This window comes from Shewanella carassii, assembly GCF_002777975.1.
In the GTDB taxonomy this organism is placed as follows: domain Bacteria; phylum Pseudomonadota; class Gammaproteobacteria; order Enterobacterales; family Shewanellaceae; genus Shewanella; species Shewanella carassii.
This window is the reverse complement of record NZ_NGVS01000004.1, coordinates 37,082-54,762: the sequence shown is the minus strand read 5'-3', so window position 1 is coordinate 54,762 and position 17,681 is coordinate 37,082. Positions and strand designations below refer to the sequence as shown.

Genomic DNA, 17,681 nt, shown 5'->3' with positions numbered 1-17,681 from the left:
AACTGACGCTTGATATCATCAAAAGGTATGCTTGATGTCAAGTATTGAATAGGGAGGCCTTGAGCCTCCCTTCGGATAGTTAAACTCTTGTTGTGGTCGCTTGCTTGATTAATTCATAAATCACATCACCTGCAAACTGAGTTTTAAATTCTACTTTCACTTCTTTACTGATCTGGTTGAAAAGTTCCTTAGCGTGCTCAATCTTACGCTCTTCTTCTTTTCTAAGGTTCTCTTTCCCTTCAATATTCTTTGTTTCTATAATAAAGTTCAAGTATTCACCCTTGCTAGTTTTTACCACGTAAGCAAAATCAGGTGAGTAAGTGTAACCACCAGATACAGGGATCTTTATTGAATTTTTAGGAAGCTTAGTAAAGACCGATACAGATTCAATTTCACCATCGGTGATATTACGTTTCTCAAGTTCAGAATCGTAAAAAACATCTTCAAAGAGATAAGTGTCTAAAGGCGTCAAAGAGTAATCTGAATGGATACCGAGATCGCTTGCTGCAACATTTTCTCGAGGTTGACCATTTTCATCAGTAAATTTAGTTGGGTGCAGACTGTTAGATATGATGTTATAGCCAAGGCCAAACTTGTTAAATGAGTTATGTAACAAGAATTTACTAAAGCCAGATTTAATTTTTCTGATTGTCTGAATGTTCAAGTAATCGGTAATGTTAATTATATCTTGTACTGACACAAAAGCTCTGTGCAGTGTAGATGGCTTGATTAGAGCCGTTTTTGATAAGGTATTAATAAACTCTTTGTATGTCATAGTACAGAACTTAGTGAAGTCATCATCATCACCAAAAATCGTTTTTGACATGGCAGTATTGTTACTCATGTAAATTTTTTCAATACGTGTTTGTACACCTGTTTTTTTAAACTTATCTGACTGTTCAAGTAAGTATTTGGTAAAAAGGTTTAGAAAATCTTTCTCACTAGCTATTTTGTATTCTAGAATGGCTTTCTGATTGATGACTTCCCATAGTTTTTTAAGTTCATCAAACTTACCAATACGCATTTTTGAACGACTCTTGCCTTCTGTTGCTACTTTGATTTTGCCTTTTTTAATGCCACTTGGGAAAGCTTCAGGATAAGACTCTTTTAATTGCGTATAAGCAGTCGCTCCAAGTAAGTTTTTACTTTTGTCTATAATCCCTTTCTCAAGCAGAACTATCATCAAGTCGAGCGCTTCAAGGTTAGGGTATTTCGATAATATTTTATCTTCTAGTTCTTGAGTCAATTTAGATGGAACTGTTTCTTTGAAAGACGTTTGATTCACTTCTTGCACTAAGGACTCGACAAAATCTTTTTCTGTAAAATCAACAAAGTAATTCAGTCTAAACTCACCATTCACACGAGCCATATACTCATTGACTGGCAAACGTAGACCACGTCCGACTTCTTGAAGCTTCGATGTTGTACTACCACTTGAGCGTAATTTACAAAGCGTAAAGATATTTGGATTATCCCACCCTTCTCGAAGGGTCCACTTAGAGAAAATAAAACGTCTAGGATTATCTAGCGATAGAAGTAGCTCTTTATCGTGCAGAATTTCATTAATCTCTTGCTCTATTTTTTCATCTTTATCACTATTATCCTTTGAGAAGTAACCACCGTGAACACTGCTTATATCAGCGATAGTTTTCTCTAAATATCGTTTATAGAACTTATCTGTTTCTGTTTTTAGTAGTGCCTTTGCTTCAGCTAACGTCCACTCCTCGAACTTGGTTTTCAAGCTGCCAGAGATATTATTTCCATCACGGTATCCCTCAATGTCGTCAATAAAAAACAAGGTTAATGGCTTAATTCGAGGGCGTTGTGTTAGCATTTCTCTTTCGACCTTGAAATGCTCTTTAATCGCTCTACGCATCATATTGTCTTCAAGTGTATCAGAGTATGAGTAAGGGTTAATTGATTCATTAACTTTCAACTCAATACCATTGCTGAGTACAACCATCTTTGTATTCATCGACTCAATGTATAAGTCATGAATTTCAGGGTGAGTTTTTGCTAAAGATTCACCTTTTCCAACTTTGACAATAGTTTTTGAACCATTTTCATTCAACTCAAAGGATGCTTCAATAGTTGTAGACTTTTTAAGTGTTAAACTGGCAGTATCATCTCCCACCATTTCTTCAATGAACGCATTGACACCTTTAACGAGGTCATCATTGAATGCATCAACGGCGGTCAATCGATAGACAAGGTTTTCATACTCTTCATTGAATGTTGCACCATAACGAATGATGTATTGCGCATTAAACTTCTCAATATTTTTCCACGTGGTCTTAGCTTTCGGAAACTTATGAGGCTCATCAATAATAACAAATGGGTTTACCGCACTTATAGCCTGAATTGGCGTGTTATATCTATTATCTAACAAACCACGGTCATACACTTCAGTCAAAGATGGTGAATTCACCATTCCTGAGTTAATCACCATTACGTGGATGTATTTCTTATTGTAATTGTTTGCTTCAACAAAATCGTGAATGGCCTGAGGCATATAAGATTTTGTATTTTTATTAGAGGACTTTTTGCTCTCTACCACATACGTTTTAAGTTCCCGCTCTGTTTCTCGAAAGTGGTCTTTGAGTGCATCACTTTTAAGAAAGTTTACAGTGCCGGCTTTGATAGAAAGAGTAGGTACAATGACAATAAACTTATTGATACCAAAGGTTTTGTTTAACTCAAACATTGTTTTGGTATAGGTGTAAGTTTTACCTGTTCCCGTTTCCATTGATACGTCAATAACATTACTGTTTTCATTGTAATACTCTTTGCTGTGCTCGATTCCGTTAAACTCGTGAATTGCTTTGATGTTTGAGCGAAGCTGTTGCTTGGTTATTGAAAGTTTAGCGTTTGCTAACATTCTGATGCTATGATCATCAGCTTGTTGAGGCTCTGCACCAATAAACATATTAAGAACTGCATCGACACCTGCTTTTTGGTGTGGTAGGTTCTTTTCAAAAGTAAATCCTTTGCTCATTAGTTACGTACCACCACGTCAATTTCGATAGATTTTTTATTTGCGTAGTTCTTCAGTGCTTCGTTCAATTCCATTTGTTTAACACTATCGAAATTATTTGAATAGTAAACGATCTTGTTTGGATAAAAATCTTTATCTTCAGTGTCATCTAGTCTATGAAGTAAAGCTCTAAGTGCATTGCTACTAAACTCTGGAGCAATCATATATAAACGTCTATCGCAGAGATGTGCGATATATCCATCCAAATCTATATCGTAGATTGGGGTTGTTAATTCGCAACCATCATAGAGAGCCCACGTAGTAAGTAAGGTATAGTATTGTTCATCAGTAAGAAGGACATCGTCAAACATTGTGAAGTTGACTAGTGATAGTTCTTTTTCATCGTCTTCTACTCGGAAGTCATCAACTGTTTCAAAGATCTTGAAACCAAGGTCTAGATTATTGTTTTTACAATTTCTATTAATAACTTCAGAAGCTCTAATTATGCGAGTTTTTGTAACATCAAAAACCGTTCTATATCCTTTTTTATATAACTCAGTATCATGCCCAATTTCTTCGTCAAGCTGAACGCTAATAAATTGAAATCTACTATTAATACGACTGTTTAAGTTTAAAACAGCATTTGCTGTTGTTCCTGAACCAGAGAAAAAGTCCATAACAATGCCATCGTCTTTACAAGAAAATGAAATCAACTCTTCAATTAGTTTTGTTGTTTTTGGGTTAGTAAATGCTTTGACCACATCTGGGAATAGAGATTTAAGCTCATTTGCACCCGCTCGACCATCCAAATGAAAAACTGAGCTCAATTTTTGTTTATAGTCTTTTGCGTAAACTTTGATCTCTACAAGTTTATCTTCCGTTTCACCAAAAATAATACGGCCTTCAGAAATCATTCTATTCATGGATTCTTCTGGAAACCTGTATCCCATCAATGGTTGTTTACAAGGTTTTCTAGTCGTAGGGTGAATGATGTCATACCTGTATCCTTCTTTACCAGGGTTATGTACACCTCTTTCGCCAGAGTAAACTCCATGTTTATCAATAAACTTATAGTTTTCTAATGGCCATAGCTCGCTTTTATTTTCTCGATACCAAGTAGTGTATGCTGATTGAAGTTCTTCAGGGTTTTGATATTTTGAATTGAACTCTTCACCCACGCGTATAAGCAGATCCTTAACATCAGATAAATTTGATTTCCATTCGTTAGCAAGTAGGGACTTCTGTTTTGAGTATACAATTATATATTCATGTTCAATTGCTATGTTAGAAGGGTTATTGTCAGTGACATTTTTCCAAATAATTGTTCCGACATAGTTTGCTTCACCAAAAACTTCATCGCATAGGAGTTTCAACTGTGATTGTTCATTATCATCGATAGAAATGAACACTACTCCATCGTCAGTCAAAAATTCTCTCGCAACATACAGTCGAGGATACATAAAAGTTAGCCAAGCACTATGACTACTAGAGTTTTTGTCAGTAAATTCTAATATTCTTGATGCTTCATCAAGGCTGATTCCTGCCAGCTCAGACAACTGTTCTTTGGTAAAGTTACGATTATCTTGGTATGTAAAGCCGTCTTTTCCAGTATTGTAAGGAGGATCGATATATATCATCTTAACCTTCTCACTATAGGCATTAACTAGATGTTTTAAAATCTCAAGATTGTCCCCTTTGATAAGCAAGTTTTTACTATCTTTATTTTTTTCTAGAGAGTTGTGCTTAGCATCTGCATGAATTAGAGTTTTAGGTGGCAGGTTCGCTAACAGGCGTGAGTATGACTTACCCAGCCAGTTTAGTGAGTAACTTTCTTTCGATAATTCAATTTCACTTTTATTTACAACCTCAAGCATTCGTTCTTGAATGAAGTTACCATCACGATCAAAGCAATTGGGGAAGTACTTCTTGAGAATTGTTAGCTGCTTACTGTTTGCAGTTTCTATATTTGAATATACGGTCTCTTTTTTTATGTTCATTTTCATTCCAAAATAAATGAATTACTATTAATCGTTATCTGATTTTAGTATGATTTTAATAGATGCTTCGGTAAGGCCAATCCTAATTAACTCAGCGATAGCACCGTCTAAACTCTTAAATATACGAGCTTCATAAGGTTGCCTAGAACTACTCAATACAAGTGGTTCACCATTCCACTCCTCACCGTTAAAAACTACTGTATACTCACTCTTAAAGCCCACTATTTGCGCTTGATCTAAAATGCCACTCTTAACTCTCTCTTTTGCCATAGAGCTAAGAATACAATTTCCACCTTTTAACCCTGAAATCATCCTGACTCCCTCAATAGTTGTTTTTTGCTACGATATCAAATATCGTAGCAAAACTACAGTATTGATTGGGTTTTTAATAGGCAGTTATTTATGCAGTATTTGAGAAGTCGATACTGTATGAATAAATTTAAAGCAAAAAACGATGCCGGAGCATAAGCTAGAAGGATCGACAGTCTTATCACCATCGATACTTACGTCAGTGTGGTTCTAATACGGTTGAGTAAATCTTCATTCAACTCTACCCCGATGAAGTGCCGACCCAGTGCCTTGCAGGCTTTTCCGGTAGAGCCTGAACCCATAAAGCAATCCAAGACAACGTCTCCGGGGCGACTGCTGGCATTAATGATGTGCTCGAGCATGGCTGCGGGTTTTTCACAGGGATGTTTGCCTGGGTAGTAGGGCACAGCGGGGTAGTGCCAAACATCGGTAAACGGTACATCCTTGGATACCCTGAATGGCCGGCGTAAGTGCTGGTACTGTGCTTTCAAGTCATCAAACTCTTGTGCCAAACCTTGGTATTGTCGCTGCAGCGCCACAAACTCAGTTTCCAGCGTGTCATAGTCCCGCTCCAGCGCCTTTTTAGTAAACAAGGCCTGCAGCTTTTGATACTGCTCAGCATTGGGTAATTGCCATTGTGAAGCGGTAAACCAATGGCTGGCCATCTGGGTTCCGGTGGCTTGATTGATCTCCTTGTTGCTGACGCCGGCGCGGGCCCTTTCTTCCTGGAAGTAGTTAATCAAGGGAGCAAAGACATGCTGGCGCAGCGCTTTGCACTTTTCATAGTAGCCACTGCGGCCCTTGGCGAAGCCTTCCGCGCCGTAGTGCTCGCACATAATAATGCGCTCAGTTGCTCGGAAGTAGGAGCGCAGCTCACTTTTACGGGTGCGGTTCCAGGGGCCGGAAGGCTTGGCCCACACTATGTGGTTCAGGATATTGAAACGGCTTCTGAGTAGTAACTCGGTGTCGGCTGCCAACTTGGGGCCGCAAAATAGGTAGAGGGTGCCGGCTGGTTTCAGGACACGCCACAACTCGGCGCTGACGCTATCAAGCCAGGCCAGAAAGCTTTCTACATCAGGCCATTGATTATCCCAGGCATCCGGCTTGACTTGAAAGTAAGGCGGGTCGGTCACAATCAGGTCAACGCTATTGTCGGGCAGTTTAGTCAGTTCGGTGAGGCAATCACCGTGAAGCAGTGTTAGGTTGGAAGTCATTAACATTACCAGGCTGGGTGCTCTTGGCGCTCTGGTTAAGGTGTTTACATCGAGGACATTTGATTTCTATGTCCGCGAGTTGGCCCTGGATACGGGCCAGCAATTTGGTACAACGGATACAACGAAATTCGGTCATTAAAAGATGGATACTGTTTTTATGTACAGTATACCCGTTAGCCCTTTTGGGCACTACCTCTTGACCGACTGAAAAGGTTAAATCAGCTGCAATTGCTTGATAATTTTGGCCCGTTGTTGAGGCTCCAATGAACGCACCAGGTTGACCATCGCCTCGGATGTTGATTGCAGCCCGGGGTTGAGCGTGTGTTGATGTGACCAGGTCGCCACGAACGTATGACCACAGTGGGGATTTGTGCAGGTGCAGTACATCTTGGCATAACCGGGGATTGCATCCTTGGTGCTTTGGATAATGGCTTTTTGTCCGCAGGTTCGGCAAGTTATGCGCATGGGTTCTCCTGATTGGGTAGTGCTAAGCCGTTCAATTGTTCGATTAAGCCGGCCACTTGGTTAAGCCTGGCGATGGCTCGGCGTAAGTTGGCGCTGTCGAGACGGTTAAAGGCTGCAGCATTATTGATGCTGAAGCCTTTGCAAAAGTAGTCAGTTAACCCACCTCTTATGGCGTCAGAGCGGATATTGGTCAGGGCCAGCAGGATCGCTATTCTGGCCGGCGACTCATTGCCCTGGATGAGCATGTTCATGCTTGTGTTGTTCCTCCATGGTTTGTACCAAATCGGCCAGGGGGATGCCTTGAATGGCACGATATCGTGGTGGTGAGTAACGCAATTGCCCATCATCGACCCACCATTGTTCCCCTTCATCGTTCACCAGGGTTTGCCCCTTATGTAATAGCCGGTCAATATCTTCCGGATGGGTGATCCCTATGTGGCGTAATGCGGTTTTCAGACGCGGTGGCAACTCAGCTGCAGCGGGGTCTGTACACTTATTCCTACAAGTCCAAGGAAGAGCAAAAGCACCAGACAACAGCGAAAGTTCACTGTTTTGAGGCTGGCGCCACTTGGGCATGATCTCTTTCAAGGCTTTACGGGATAGCCGTTCTTCTTTGGGTTTGGCCTTTTCGCTGTCAAAAAGGGCAGCGCGTTGGCGCTTCAAGGTGTTGACTGCGTCTTTTTCTGCATCGGTGGCACTGCGCAGCTTCCAGCGCTCACCTCGTGTAACCAACATCCGAGCACGACCAAAAGCGATGCCCTCAAGTCCCTGAATGCGCTTGACGGCTTCGCCATACTCATTGCCGCATTCGGTGATGTCGTAGCTGAGTCTCAGTTGGGCCTGGGTCATCGCTTCTTCAAAGGTTTTCCAGTCTGAGCTGCAAGCCGCGGCGCGGGCGGCTTCAATTTCCGGTGACTGTGGCCCACTTTTAAGGCGGCGCAGCTCCCGCCATATCTGTACGGATTGAGTGCCGTAAAATTGAAACTGGCGCAGGCGGTGCCGGCTGGCCCAGGCGGTAGCCCACTGTGCGCTGTCGGCGACTTGGGCGCCGGTTTCAAAGTCCAGTTCGCCCTGCATGTGCTCGCCTGCGATGTTTTTGGACAGGTACTTGATGACATAGCCAACGGCGCTGCCGCGGGTCTTGTCTATTGGATCAATAATCAGTCGGTGGGCCTCGGCCCCTGGCTCGTTGCCGTCGATTTGAAAGGCATACTTATGAAATATGGCTTTGAAATCGGCTTCATGCTGTGGGTGAATAAAGCACACCAGGTGCCAGTGTGGGGTACCGTCTTTGTGTGGCTCGGCAACGCGTAGGCCGGTCATTGCGATATCACGGTACTTGAGCGCAGAGCGAATTTTGGCAAACTGGCCCACCAGGTATTGCTGTGCTTCACGTGGGCTGCCTAAGTGCCATTTGGTTGATACCCGGTGAAAGCGGCTTGGGCAGGTCAGCGTCACCATAAACCCCTTCATGCCCGCTTCATCAGCCATTTCTTCCAGTCCCTTGGCCCGCACGATTAGCTCTACCAGTCGATTAGATGGGTTGGCATTGCCGGCCATTGCGGCTTCTATCAATGGCAAAATGACGCCTTCGTCATTTTCGATCATAGTGTTTTCAAGCCAGTTCATGGCCGTGCGTTGTTGCACAGTCCATTCTTGAAACGCTTCTTCACTTACATAAGGGCGGTCAGGGTTGACCAACCCTGCGGTGATGTTCATGTGCTCGCAGCACATATCCCGCAGCCTGGCTAATTGACGCCCCCACCATTTGGGACAAGTCATCCGCAAAATGCCGCACTCAGCTGCTGTTTCAATATGGTCGCGTTTTACTGCGCCCCAATAGGGTGGAATGACACCCCATTGTTGGCACATAGCCGCCGCAGCATCATAGGCCGCCTCGAAAGCATTCTCTGCCTGACTGTCGGCAGCGGCTTTAACGGCTTGCATGATGTTATTGGTAATGTTGTTGGCCAGAGTCTGCAGCCGCTTGGACTTGCGCTGGCGTAAACACTCATAACCCCGAAACGGGGAGTGATGCGATGTCGTTTCCTGTGGCTCGCTATTGTCTACTTCCGCGGGCGCTTTACCCGCGAGGACATCGAAGTAGGTGATATCACTCACTGGCGACTTTTGACGGGGTGCCGAGTTATTGCGCCTTGGGAGCAATGGTTCATCATCGTGTTCACTGCCGCGAACGGCTTGCAGGTAGGGTAAATGGTGAAACGGATAGCTTTTCCATACCGCCAGCAATTGCTTAACGCTTTGTTGCAACTGCTCCAGAGCATTGGCATTTGCCCCGGCGCGGTGGTAATCCTGCTGTAGCTTGTTGCGAATGCGGTGTGGCAGTGGTGCGAGTAATTCACGGATGAACTCTGGCCCCGCGAGCGGCGTTTGTCGCTCAAAAAGGGGGCGATAAAGTAATTCGGTATTGACTAGGTGACGGCGTCTACCGGCCAAAGGTTGCCAGAGGTCAACCTGCCAATCATCCATAACATCGGTGCGTTCGGCATACCAATGGGCTGAACCAGGCTCAGGTAACTGATCTAAAGAATAGGGACGGCGTTTAACGCTGACGGGATTAATCATCGGTATCAGTCAGTTCCGAAACCACCCATGTTCCTGCTGCAGGTGGTGTTGAACGGTAACGCCAAGATGGCGCCAACCAAGTGTCCAGACGCTGCTCAGCTTCTTCCTCACTCAAGCGGCCGAATTGTGCAGCGTATTGAACCAACGCCTTGGCATAAGCAGTCATCATGCGGCCTCAGCCATTTTGAGAATGAGTTCACGCGTGAGCATGCAGTCATATAAAGCCCGGTGTGGGTTACCAGGAATGGAAATACCTTGCTGCTTGGCGGCGTTCACCAATGAGTGCCACCGGTAATCACCGTGGCTGTGATTCCAATCTCCCTTGAATGCCGCATAGGTCAACATGCCGCAATGCCAGGCCAATGGACCTTTATTGATACTCAAGCCGAAGTGCAGTTCATCGTCGGGATAGGCGGTCAGTGATGACATCAGCATCTTGCGGTCAAATGCGGCGTTGTAAGCCACCACATGGCGTCCAGCCAACATCATATTGATGTCTCGGATAACGTCATCCATACCAGGCATGTCGGCCACCATCTCATTGCTGATATGGTGAATGGCCTCAGCTTCGGCCGGGATCGGGCGAGTGGGTTTTACCAGCGTGTTCATCAAGACATTCCCGGTCGCGACTTCTACCGCGGCCACTTCAACGACTTCACAGCCCCATTCCAGGCCTGTGGTTTCGGTATCAAGAACAATGGCATTGTGAGTCAGCCAGTATTGGGCGGCACACAAGGCCCGCTGACGGTCAATTTGGAAATAAGGTGAGGTCATGATCTTCTCGTTTATGCGTTGAATATGGAAATGGCAGAGATACGGAATCTCAGCACCAGGGCTACATTGAGCAATGCGGTATAGGAAACAGGCTGACGAGTGGGCATCCCCAACTCAAAACGTAGCCATTCATCAGTAGGAAGTTGCGCCAACTGCCCGGCTTGTGATGCGCTCATGCCTCGCATGGCGCGAACCTTTCTGAAAATGGAGCCGAGGCTGATACAAACTGAACTTGGTGCTGTGTGATTAATCATTTTCTACCCCTAGAAACAATTAACGTGTCGGTAAATTAGGCTGAGTCGGTAGGGTCAACGCTTGGAGTAGGGCTGACCGGGTGCTGAATTCAGCCACAAGTCGTAGTAAGCCTTGGCCACTTCGTTGGTCCGCTGCGCGGCTTCTTGTTCGTCCCGGTCAACCAACTGTGTCGTTATATCCCTGTAGGTTTCGTGTTGGCGTAACCAGAATGAGCGGATAATCGGCGTGGCCGGCACATTGCGGTTGATGTTGATGACTGTTTGCGCCGTGATCATCTAGCCCCCTTGCCAAAGTGCTTTTCGCGCAACTTGCCAACGATCCAACGGTTGCGGGAGAAACGTTCGGGAGTCATAGGCTTGGAAATGATTTGTCCTTGCATGTACTTAGGTACCGCGATATTGCGGCTGACCAAGTTCTCTGTTTTTGCTCCAAATGGGCGAACGATGATTTCCATGAGAGGCTTCCTTAGAGGGAGTATTTCTTACTTGGAGTAATGACATTCCAACCAGCAGCATCTAGTGACGACATCACCATCTGCGCCTGATTGACATAAATCAGCTTGCTGCCCGCAATACGCATGGTTGGTAAAAAACCGGATGCCACTTGGTGTTGCACCGCCTTTAGCGTTTGGCCTGTCCGGCTGGCATAGGCGTTTAATGTCAGTGGCAACATATCGGGTTGCAAAATCACCGTGCTGCGGTTGTTTGTGTTGTGTTGGTTCCCGTTCATTCGCGCTCGTCCTTGTTTTTCAGATTGTTTTCGTGGTCGGCGAGTAGCTCCTCTACCGTGACTTCGTTGTTGGTCAATGCTGAAAGCTTTTTTACGTACTTGGCTGGCGCTTGCTTAAAAACATTGAGCCATTTCCAAACGTGGCTTTGACCAATACCGAGCTGCTTTGCGGTTGCAGTTTGTCCACCGATGATTCTTACGGCCTTCTCTACAGCACTCATGGGTATCCTTTAAACGGTTAATTATTACTTTTAGGCGCATTAAATACGAATTTAAGGCCTTTGTAAATATCCTTAAAAGTTTTAATAATGAATAAAAGTTGTTTGTAGTAAGCTTGGATTTACTTAACTAACTGATCTTTTAGGGGATATATGGATATTTCAGAGAGAATAAAAAAAAGGCGCATTCAACTTGGTTTAACTCAGGTCCAGGTCGCTGAAAGGGCAATGACGAGTCAAACTGCTTTGCAAAAAATTGAAGCAGGCGTGACTAAAAATCCTAGAAATATCGAACAGTTAGCGGAGGCATTACAGACTACGCCCGAGTTTTTACGTTTTGGAATTGGACAAATAGATAACGCCACAGTGGTGGCGGCAGCGGGGAATTACTTGCCATTGATCAGCATGGTGCAGGCGGGAGCATGGACGGAAATCAAAGAGGTGTCGCCTTTTGATGTGGAGCTTTACCCCTGTCCAATAAAGTGCAGTGCACGTTCGTTTATCGTCAAAGTGGAAGGCGAAAGCATGTTACCCGACTTTAAGCCAGGTGATTTGCTGTATGTCGACCCCGAAATTCAACCCGATAGTGGTAGCTATGTAGTCGCGCGACTTGATGACGACAACCAAGCCACTTTTAAGCAATTGATCCTCGACGGCAGCAAAAAGTACCTCAAAGCACTCAACCCCGACTGGCCAAATAAATTTGTCGAAATCAATGGTAATTGCACCATCGTTGGCAAAGTGGTTTTCACCGGAAAAATGCTATAGAGCATGCGTGGAGAAGGCTCGACATCAAGCGACACCTCAGTGGCTTCAGAGTTCTTGATGATCAGCTAGTTTCTTTTAATCGACGCGCTTTGATGGGTTAATTGCTATGAGTATTATCAAAATTGACGGTGGTTACCGTGTCGATGTTCGTCCCCAAGGACGAAATGGCAAACGCTACCGCAAGGTGTTTAAGACAAAAGCGGAAGCGCAGCAATATGAACGCTGGGTTGTCTCAACTCGAAATAGTAACGGCTGGATTGATAAACCGCGTGATAATAGGTCGCTCACGGAGATGATCGAGTCCTGGTACTTACGTCACGGCCAATACTTAAAAAGTGGTGATCGTGACTTTAGGCGTTTAAAGCGTATTGATAGATTGCTCAACTACTTGAAGGTTTATCAGTTCGGCAGACCGCAGTGGTTAGAGTATCGCCATCTGCTAACGGCTGCTGGAACGAGTGCCAACACCATTAACCGTGACCAAATGTTATTGAGCAGTGTGTTTACGGTAGCGATTAAGGCTGATGACTTTCATGGTGAAAACCCGCTAAAAGGGTTAACCAAGATGAAGGTTAGGGCGAGAGAAATGGGTTTTTTATCGGTAGAAGAGATCCAAACGCTGCTAGACAATTTACAGGGGGATGCGCTAAAAGTCGCCAAGATTTGTATCGAAACTGGAGCACGATGGAGCGAGGCGGCTAACTTAAAAGGTAGTCAGCTCGCCAGTGGGAAAGTCACTTTTGTGGACACCAAGAACGGTAAAAATCGCACGATCCCTATCACTGCAGAATTGTTTAAAGAAATATATAATGGCAAAAGTGGTCAACTGTTTGATGTGTCATATCTTGAGTTTCGACAAGTCATTCAGAGTTTAGGCTTCGAATTGCCAAAATGGCAGGCTGCGCATGTGCTACGACACACCTATGCCAGCCATTTTGTTATGAACGGGGGGAATATTTTGACATTACAAAAAATCCTTGGTCATAGCACAATCGAGCAAACCATGGCCTATGCGCATCTTGCGCCTGACCACTTGCAAGACGCTATCACTTTTAGGCCAATGTCCACAATTTGCCCCAAATAGGTGGTTTTTGGCGGTTTTCTTCGGGAATTAAATCTCCCTAAATCATTGATATTAAAAGTAAGTAGCTGATTTCTAACAACATTAAAAAGCACCACTTGGTGGCCTTTTTTGTTGTACTATCAACACTAATCGTATTTTTAGGGCATGAGCTGAATTTATCACCATGAAACGACTGCTTTTTGTCATCGTCTTGCTGCTGGGGCTACTGCAATATCGTCTTTGGCTGGGAGAAAACAGTCTGCCGGAGTACTTTCATCTTGAGCAGCAGATAGCGGCTCAAAATGACAGCAATGCCAAGCTCGAAGAGCGTAACCAGGTATTGAAAGAGGAGATCCGCGATCTTCGCAGCGGTACCGAAGCCCTGGAAGAGCGCGCCCGCAATGAATTGGGGTTAATCAAGAAGGGTGAAACCTTTTACCGGGTTGTTGGTGGTGAACAGCGTTCTATGTCTTTGGCCAATCAGTAACGGCCCAATTTCAACATAACGGATATCCATGAGCGAATCTAATTCCTCCCGAGCCATAGCGGCCGGGCTCCCCAGTGATGAACCAGTGATTGCCATAGTGCCAGCAGCGGGAATAGGCAGTCGCATGGGCGCCGACTGTCCCAAGCAGTATCTGCCGCTCGCTGGCTCCTGCATTTTGGAGCAAACCCTCAAGGTTTTGCTGAGCCACAGTGGTATTTCAAGGGTGATAGTGGCGCTGAATCCGGAAGATAGCTTCTTTGGCAAACTCTCTGTGGCCAGTCATCCCAAGTTGGAGACTGTCACTGGCGGTAAAGAGCGCGCCGATTCGGTGTTGGCGGCGCTTGAGAGTCTGGTTGCCGACAAGCCATTGCCTGCCAATACCTGGGCCTTGGTGCATGATGCTGCCAGACCCTGCTTGACCCATGGCGACATTGATAAGCTGCTTGCTTCACGGAAACAATATCCACAAGGGGCGATACTGGCAGCGCCGGTGCGCGATACCATGAAACGCAGCGGCATTGATGGCTGCATCAGTGAAACGGTTGCCAGAGAAGCACTCTGGCATGCGCTAACGCCGCAGCTGTTTCCACTGCTTACTTTGACCGAGGCACTGAAAGCCGCGCTGGCCGCCGGTGTGCTGGTGACAGACGAAGCCTCGGCGATGGAGTGGCGCGGAGTACACCCGGCGCTTATCAGCGGCCGCAGTGACAATATCAAGGTAACCCATCCGGACGACTTACCACTGGCGGCGCTTTATCTGGCGCATCAGCGGGGCAACTAAATACAGGAACAAGCAATGAATATACGTATTGGACACGGTTTTGATGTACATAAATTCGGTGGTGAGCCGCCCTTGGTCCTTGGTGGGGTGGAAGTACCGTATCACACAGGCCTGTTGGCGCACTCGGATGGTGATGTGGTATTGCACGCGATTTCAGATGCGATACTCGGCGCCATGGCGCTTGGTGACATAGGTAAACACTTCCCCGATACAGATGCCGAATTCAAGGGAGCCGACAGCCGGGTGCTGCTGCGTCATTGTTACCGCCTGGCACTGGACAAGGGCTTTCGTCTCGGCAACCTGGATGTGACCATTATTGCCCAGGCGCCCAAGATGGCGCCGCATATTGAAGCCATTCGACAGATGTTGGCCGAAGATCTGCACACAGATCTTGACTCCATCAACGTCAAGGCAACCACGACAGAAAAACTCGGCTTTACCGGCCGCAGTGAAGGCATTGCGGTAGAAGCCGTGGTGCTGATGTTCGGTATGTAATACCGACTCATTTACAGGAAAAGATTCAAATAAGATGAATTCATTACACTTTCTCTATGGCAAGCCGCTCTCCAAAGGCGATATGCGCACCAGCAACAGCGATTTTCAGGTGCAGGAAATACTGCCTTTTCTGCCCTCGGGCGAGGGTGAGCACCATCTGCTGCATATTCGTAAGGATGGCCTGAATACGGTTCAGGTGGCCGAGATGCTGGCCAAATTGGCCAAGGTGCATCCCAAAGAGGTGACCTTTGCCGGTCAGAAGGATAAGAATGCCATCACAGAGCAGTGGTTCGGCGTACGAATTCCGGGCAAGGAAATGCCGGATTGGCTGAGCCTCAATAGCGAGTCCATCACGGTATTGAGTGCGGCGCGTCATAACAAGAAGCTGCGTATTGGTGCGCTTTCCGGTAACCGTTTCAAACTGGTTCTGCGCCAGATAACCCAGCCGGAAGATGTATTGCAGCGGCTGGAGTCGATTGCCGAGAGCGGCGTACCCAACTATTTCGGTGAACAGCGCTTTGGTCACAACGGCCGTAACATAGAAATGGCGCGGCAGATGCTGCAGGGGCGCAAGGTGAAAGATAGAAACAAGCGCTCTATCTACCTGTCGTCGCTGCGCTCATTATTGTTCAATCAACTGGTCTCTCAGCGCCTGGCGAACCATGGGCTTGAGTGTCTGGACGGTGATTGTGTCATGCTGGCCGGCAGCCGCAGCTTCTTTGTTGCCGAGCGCTGGGATGAGGTGTTGCAACAAAGGCTGGCAGAAAAAGATATTTTGTTGTCGGCGCCCATGTGGGGTAGGGGGCAGCCACTCAGCAGTGCCGATGCCTTGGCTTTTGAGACTCAGGTGCTGGCCGAATACAGCGCCGATTGTGAAGGCCTAGAAAAAGCCGGGCTCGAGCAGGAAAGGAGACCACTGTTGCTGCGTCCCGAGGGGATGAAGTACCAATTTATCGAGCCGGACATTTTGGAGCTGGAGTTCAGCCTTCCTGCGGGCAGCTTTGCAACCTCAGTGCTGCGGGAACTGCTCGACTATGATGATGTGACCGAACGTCTGTGGCGTGAGCGCCAGGCGGCTCAGGAAGGAAACCCTGCATGAAAATCTTGGTCAGTAACGATGATGGGGTAACGGCACCTGGGATCCGTGCCCTATCGGAAGCCTTGTCAGCCGTTGCCGAAGTGCTCACTGTGGCACCGGATCGCAACTGCTCCGGTGCCAGTAACTCTTTAACCTTGACGAACCCCTTAAGGATTAATAAGTTAGACAATGGCTACATCTCGGTAAACGGCACGCCGACCGATTGCGTTCATCTGGCGATTCGTGAGCTCTATGAAGGCGAACCCGACATGGTAGTCTCGGGGATCAATGCCGGTGCCAATATGGGAGACGATACCCTCTATTCAGGCACAGTGGCGGCGGCGATGGAAGGGCGTTTTCTGGGGTTACCGGCGGTGGCCGTATCTTTGGTGGGGCGTGAGTTTACGCATTATGACACTGCGGCGGCCTATGCGGTGAAGATCATTATGGGGCTTAAGAAGCATCCCATTGCCTCGGATCAGATCCTCAATATCAATGTGCCGGATCTGCCTCTCGATGAAATCAAGGGGATACGGGTTACTCGGCTCGGCGCCCGCCATAAGGCTGAGGGTATGGTCAGAGCCAGAGATCCTCATGGCCGCGAGGTATTTTGGTTGGGGCCCCCCGGGATTGAACTGGATGTGGGTGAAGACACAGATTTTTATGCTGTGTCTCAGGGATATGTGTCCATCACCCCATTAACTGTAGATTTAACCGCCTATCGGCAGCTTTCGCAATTGCAACACTGGATAGAAAAACTATGACCCGGGTAGCCTCCACATCGGCACTGAACTTAACCAGAAAACTGCAGGAAGCGGGGATCCGTCACCCGGGTCTGTTGCAGGTGGTGGCCCAAACCCCCAGAGAGTTGTTTCTTGATGGCGCTTTGGCGCACAAGGCTTACGAAAACACTGCTCTCCCTATAGGTTCGGGCCAGACTATATCCCAGCCTTATATTGTGGCGAGAATGACCGAGTTACTACTGGAGCATAATCCTACCAAGGTGCTTGAAATTGGTACCGGTTCCGGGTATCAGGCGGCGGTACTGGCGCAGTTGGTACCTGAACTTTTTACCGTCGAGAGGATCAAAAGCTTACAAATCCAGGCTAGGCAACGCCTCAAGCGTCTGGATCTGCATAATGTCCACTTCAAATACGGTGATGGCTGGCAAGGCTGGCCCAACAGGGCACCCTTCGATGCCATCATGGTGACAGCGGCAGCCTCTGACATCCCCACCGCCTTACTGGAACAGTTGGCTGAGGGGGGGATATTGATGATCCCCGTCGGTGATGAAAATCAACAGCTGCTGAAGATCCGCCGGGAAAGGGGACAGTTTATTTCCCAAGTGATCGAAGCGGTGAAGTTTGTTCCCTTGATCAGTGGCGGTTTGGCCTAATAGCCATTAAAGCATGCAGGAGTCTTCTTGAGCCCATTGCATTCCAGCCAGCTTTTACAACGAAAGGCGTCTTTTTTTGGGCGTCTTGGCTC

23 protein-coding genes are annotated in these 17,681 nt (G+C 46.6%); 8 read left to right on the top strand and 15 right to left on the bottom strand.

Going from position 1 to position 17,681, the window contains the following annotated elements:
• Positions 1-79: 79 nt before the first annotated feature.
• The 15 genes from CBE72_RS01140 to CBE72_RS01075 form a co-directional block, all read right to left on the bottom strand.
• On the bottom strand, positions 80-2,995 hold the full coding sequence (locus CBE72_RS01140) for a type III restriction-modification system endonuclease (RefSeq protein WP_100141935.1): 2,916 nt from the start codon (positions 2,993-2,995) through the stop codon (positions 80-82).
• Entirely contained in the window at positions 2,995-4,971 is a 1,977-nt protein-coding gene (locus CBE72_RS01135; protein WP_100141934.1) for a site-specific DNA-methyltransferase, read from the bottom strand. The genes CBE72_RS01140 and CBE72_RS01135 overlap by 1 nt, the downstream gene beginning before the upstream one ends.
• Before the next feature lie 27 nt (positions 4,972-4,998).
• On the bottom strand, positions 4,999-5,283 hold the full coding sequence (locus CBE72_RS01130; RefSeq protein WP_206191783.1) for a hypothetical protein: 285 nt from the start codon (positions 5,281-5,283) through the stop codon (positions 4,999-5,001).
• A 191-nt stretch (positions 5,284-5,474) separates the two neighbouring features.
• Entirely contained in the window at positions 5,475-6,494 is a 1,020-nt protein-coding gene (locus tag CBE72_RS01125) for a DNA-methyltransferase (RefSeq protein WP_229671895.1), read from the bottom strand.
• Positions 6,463-6,630 carry a Com family DNA-binding transcriptional regulator gene (locus CBE72_RS20610; protein ID WP_100141932.1) on the bottom strand — a complete coding sequence of 56 codons (168 nt, stop codon included), beginning with the start codon at positions 6,628-6,630 and terminating at the stop codon, positions 6,463-6,465. The genes CBE72_RS01125 and CBE72_RS20610 overlap by 32 nt, the downstream gene beginning before the upstream one ends.
• A gap of 77 nt (positions 6,631-6,707) precedes the next feature.
• Positions 6,708-6,959: an ogr/Delta-like zinc finger family protein gene (locus CBE72_RS01115; RefSeq protein ID WP_100141931.1), complete on the bottom strand. Its 252-nt coding sequence runs from the start codon at positions 6,957-6,959 to the stop codon at positions 6,708-6,710.
• Positions 6,950-7,210 (bottom strand): hypothetical protein, encoded by a 261-nt coding sequence (locus tag CBE72_RS01110; protein ID WP_157929014.1) that lies wholly within the window; start codon positions 7,208-7,210, stop codon positions 6,950-6,952. The genes CBE72_RS01115 and CBE72_RS01110 overlap by 10 nt, the downstream gene beginning before the upstream one ends.
• Entirely contained in the window at positions 7,185-9,545 is a 2,361-nt protein-coding gene (locus tag CBE72_RS01105; protein ID WP_100141929.1) for a replication endonuclease, read from the bottom strand. The genes CBE72_RS01110 and CBE72_RS01105 overlap by 26 nt, the downstream gene beginning before the upstream one ends.
• Complete coding sequence (locus CBE72_RS20040) at positions 9,538-9,714, bottom strand: hypothetical protein (protein ID WP_157929013.1); 177 nt, start codon at positions 9,712-9,714, stop codon at positions 9,538-9,540. Before CBE72_RS20040 ends, CBE72_RS01105 begins: the two co-directional genes overlap by 8 nt.
• On the bottom strand, positions 9,711-10,319 hold the full coding sequence (locus CBE72_RS01100) for a 3'-5' exonuclease (protein WP_100141928.1): 609 nt from the start codon (positions 10,317-10,319) through the stop codon (positions 9,711-9,713). Before CBE72_RS01100 ends, CBE72_RS20040 begins: the two co-directional genes overlap by 4 nt.
• Positions 10,320-10,330: 11 nt before the next feature.
• Complete coding sequence (locus CBE72_RS01095; RefSeq protein WP_100141927.1) at positions 10,331-10,573, bottom strand: hypothetical protein; 243 nt, start codon at positions 10,571-10,573, stop codon at positions 10,331-10,333.
• Positions 10,574-10,627: 54 nt separating this feature from the next.
• Positions 10,628-10,849: a hypothetical protein gene (locus CBE72_RS01090; protein ID WP_100141926.1), complete on the bottom strand. Its 222-nt coding sequence runs from the start codon at positions 10,847-10,849 to the stop codon at positions 10,628-10,630.
• A complete protein-coding gene (locus CBE72_RS01085) occupies positions 10,846-11,028 on the bottom strand; it encodes a hypothetical protein (RefSeq protein ID WP_100141925.1) in 183 nt (60 codons plus the stop codon). Before CBE72_RS01085 ends, CBE72_RS01090 begins: the two co-directional genes overlap by 4 nt.
• 11 nt (positions 11,029-11,039) lie before the next feature.
• A complete protein-coding gene (locus CBE72_RS01080; protein ID WP_100141924.1) occupies positions 11,040-11,303 on the bottom strand; it encodes a hypothetical protein in 264 nt (87 codons plus the stop codon).
• Positions 11,300-11,524, bottom strand: a complete 225-nt coding sequence (locus CBE72_RS01075; protein WP_100141923.1) for a YdaS family helix-turn-helix protein — start codon at positions 11,522-11,524, stop codon at positions 11,300-11,302. The genes CBE72_RS01080 and CBE72_RS01075 overlap by 4 nt, the downstream gene beginning before the upstream one ends.
• A 150-nt stretch (positions 11,525-11,674) precedes the next feature.
• Between CBE72_RS01075 and CBE72_RS01070 the strand changes: the two genes are divergently transcribed.
• The 8 genes from CBE72_RS01070 to CBE72_RS01035 all read left to right on the top strand — a co-directional run bounded on the left by CBE72_RS01070 (position 11,675) and on the right by CBE72_RS01035 (position 17,589).
• On the top strand, positions 11,675-12,289 hold the full coding sequence (locus CBE72_RS01070; protein ID WP_100141922.1) for a LexA family protein: 615 nt from the start codon (positions 11,675-11,677) through the stop codon (positions 12,287-12,289).
• 106 nt (positions 12,290-12,395) lie between these two features.
• Positions 12,396-13,373: a phage integrase gene (locus tag CBE72_RS01065; RefSeq protein ID WP_100141921.1), complete on the top strand. Its 978-nt coding sequence runs from the start codon at positions 12,396-12,398 to the stop codon at positions 13,371-13,373.
• A gap of 163 nt (positions 13,374-13,536) precedes the next feature.
• Positions 13,537-13,839 (top strand): cell division protein FtsB, encoded by a 303-nt coding sequence (ftsB, locus tag CBE72_RS01060; RefSeq protein ID WP_100141920.1) that lies wholly within the window; start codon positions 13,537-13,539, stop codon positions 13,837-13,839.
• A gap of 28 nt (positions 13,840-13,867) precedes the next feature.
• Entirely contained in the window at positions 13,868-14,620 is a 753-nt protein-coding gene (ispD, locus tag CBE72_RS01055; RefSeq protein ID WP_100141919.1) for a 2-C-methyl-D-erythritol 4-phosphate cytidylyltransferase, read from the top strand.
• Positions 14,621-14,635: 15 nt separating this feature from the next.
• Positions 14,636-15,115 carry a 2-C-methyl-D-erythritol 2,4-cyclodiphosphate synthase gene (gene ispF / locus CBE72_RS01050; RefSeq protein ID WP_100141918.1) on the top strand — a complete coding sequence of 160 codons (480 nt, stop codon included), beginning with the start codon at positions 14,636-14,638 and terminating at the stop codon, positions 15,113-15,115.
• 34 nt (positions 15,116-15,149) lie between these two features.
• Positions 15,150-16,214 (top strand): tRNA pseudouridine(13) synthase TruD, encoded by a 1,065-nt coding sequence (gene truD / locus CBE72_RS01045; protein ID WP_100141917.1) that lies wholly within the window; start codon positions 15,150-15,152, stop codon positions 16,212-16,214.
• Complete coding sequence (gene surE, locus CBE72_RS01040) at positions 16,211-16,957, top strand: 5'/3'-nucleotidase SurE (protein WP_039033732.1); 747 nt, start codon at positions 16,211-16,213, stop codon at positions 16,955-16,957. The genes truD and surE overlap by 4 nt, the downstream gene beginning before the upstream one ends.
• Positions 16,954-17,589, top strand: a complete 636-nt coding sequence (locus CBE72_RS01035) for a protein-L-isoaspartate(D-aspartate) O-methyltransferase (protein WP_100141916.1) — start codon at positions 16,954-16,956, stop codon at positions 17,587-17,589. Before surE ends, CBE72_RS01035 begins: the two co-directional genes overlap by 4 nt.
• The last annotated feature ends 92 nt before the right edge of the window (positions 17,590-17,681 follow it).

Coding starts and splice junctions, on each gene's coding strand:
- CBE72_RS01140 (WP_100141935.1), bottom strand. CDS start 2,995: ATGAGCAAAGGATTTACTTTTGAAAAGAACCTACCACACCAAAAAGCA.
- CBE72_RS01135 (WP_100141934.1), bottom strand. CDS start 4,971: ATGAACATAAAAAAAGAGACCGTATATTCAAATATAGAAACTGCAAAC.
- CBE72_RS01130 (WP_206191783.1), bottom strand. CDS start 5,283: ATGATTTCAGGGTTAAAAGGTGGAAATTGTATTCTTAGCTCTATGGCA.
- CBE72_RS01125 (WP_229671895.1), bottom strand. CDS start 6,494: ATGACTTCCAACCTAACACTGCTTCACGGTGATTGCCTCACCGAACTG.
- CBE72_RS20610 (WP_100141932.1), bottom strand. CDS start 6,630: ATGACCGAATTTCGTTGTATCCGTTGTACCAAATTGCTGGCCCGTATC.
- CBE72_RS01115 (WP_100141931.1), bottom strand. CDS start 6,959: ATGCGCATAACTTGCCGAACCTGCGGACAAAAAGCCATTATCCAAAGC.
- CBE72_RS01110 (WP_157929014.1), bottom strand. CDS start 7,210: ATGAACATGCTCATCCAGGGCAATGAGTCGCCGGCCAGAATAGCGATC.
- CBE72_RS01105 (WP_100141929.1), bottom strand. CDS start 9,545: ATGATTAATCCCGTCAGCGTTAAACGCCGTCCCTATTCTTTAGATCAG.
- CBE72_RS20040 (WP_157929013.1), bottom strand. CDS start 9,714: ATGATGACTGCTTATGCCAAGGCGTTGGTTCAATACGCTGCACAATTC.
- CBE72_RS01100 (WP_100141928.1), bottom strand. CDS start 10,319: ATGACCTCACCTTATTTCCAAATTGACCGTCAGCGGGCCTTGTGTGCC.
- CBE72_RS01095 (WP_100141927.1), bottom strand. CDS start 10,573: ATGATTAATCACACAGCACCAAGTTCAGTTTGTATCAGCCTCGGCTCC.
- CBE72_RS01090 (WP_100141926.1), bottom strand. CDS start 10,849: ATGATCACGGCGCAAACAGTCATCAACATCAACCGCAATGTGCCGGCC.
- CBE72_RS01085 (WP_100141925.1), bottom strand. CDS start 11,028: ATGGAAATCATCGTTCGCCCATTTGGAGCAAAAACAGAGAACTTGGTC.
- CBE72_RS01080 (WP_100141924.1), bottom strand. CDS start 11,303: ATGAACGGGAACCAACACAACACAAACAACCGCAGCACGGTGATTTTG.
- CBE72_RS01075 (WP_100141923.1), bottom strand. CDS start 11,524: ATGAGTGCTGTAGAGAAGGCCGTAAGAATCATCGGTGGACAAACTGCA.
- CBE72_RS01070 (WP_100141922.1), top strand. CDS start 11,675: ATGGATATTTCAGAGAGAATAAAAAAAAGGCGCATTCAACTTGGTTTA.
- CBE72_RS01065 (WP_100141921.1), top strand. CDS start 12,396: ATGAGTATTATCAAAATTGACGGTGGTTACCGTGTCGATGTTCGTCCC.
- ftsB (WP_100141920.1), top strand. CDS start 13,537: ATGAAACGACTGCTTTTTGTCATCGTCTTGCTGCTGGGGCTACTGCAA.
- ispD (WP_100141919.1), top strand. CDS start 13,868: ATGAGCGAATCTAATTCCTCCCGAGCCATAGCGGCCGGGCTCCCCAGT.
- ispF (WP_100141918.1), top strand. CDS start 14,636: ATGAATATACGTATTGGACACGGTTTTGATGTACATAAATTCGGTGGT.
- truD (WP_100141917.1), top strand. CDS start 15,150: ATGAATTCATTACACTTTCTCTATGGCAAGCCGCTCTCCAAAGGCGAT.
- surE (WP_039033732.1), top strand. CDS start 16,211: ATGAAAATCTTGGTCAGTAACGATGATGGGGTAACGGCACCTGGGATC.
- CBE72_RS01035 (WP_100141916.1), top strand. CDS start 16,954: ATGACCCGGGTAGCCTCCACATCGGCACTGAACTTAACCAGAAAACTG.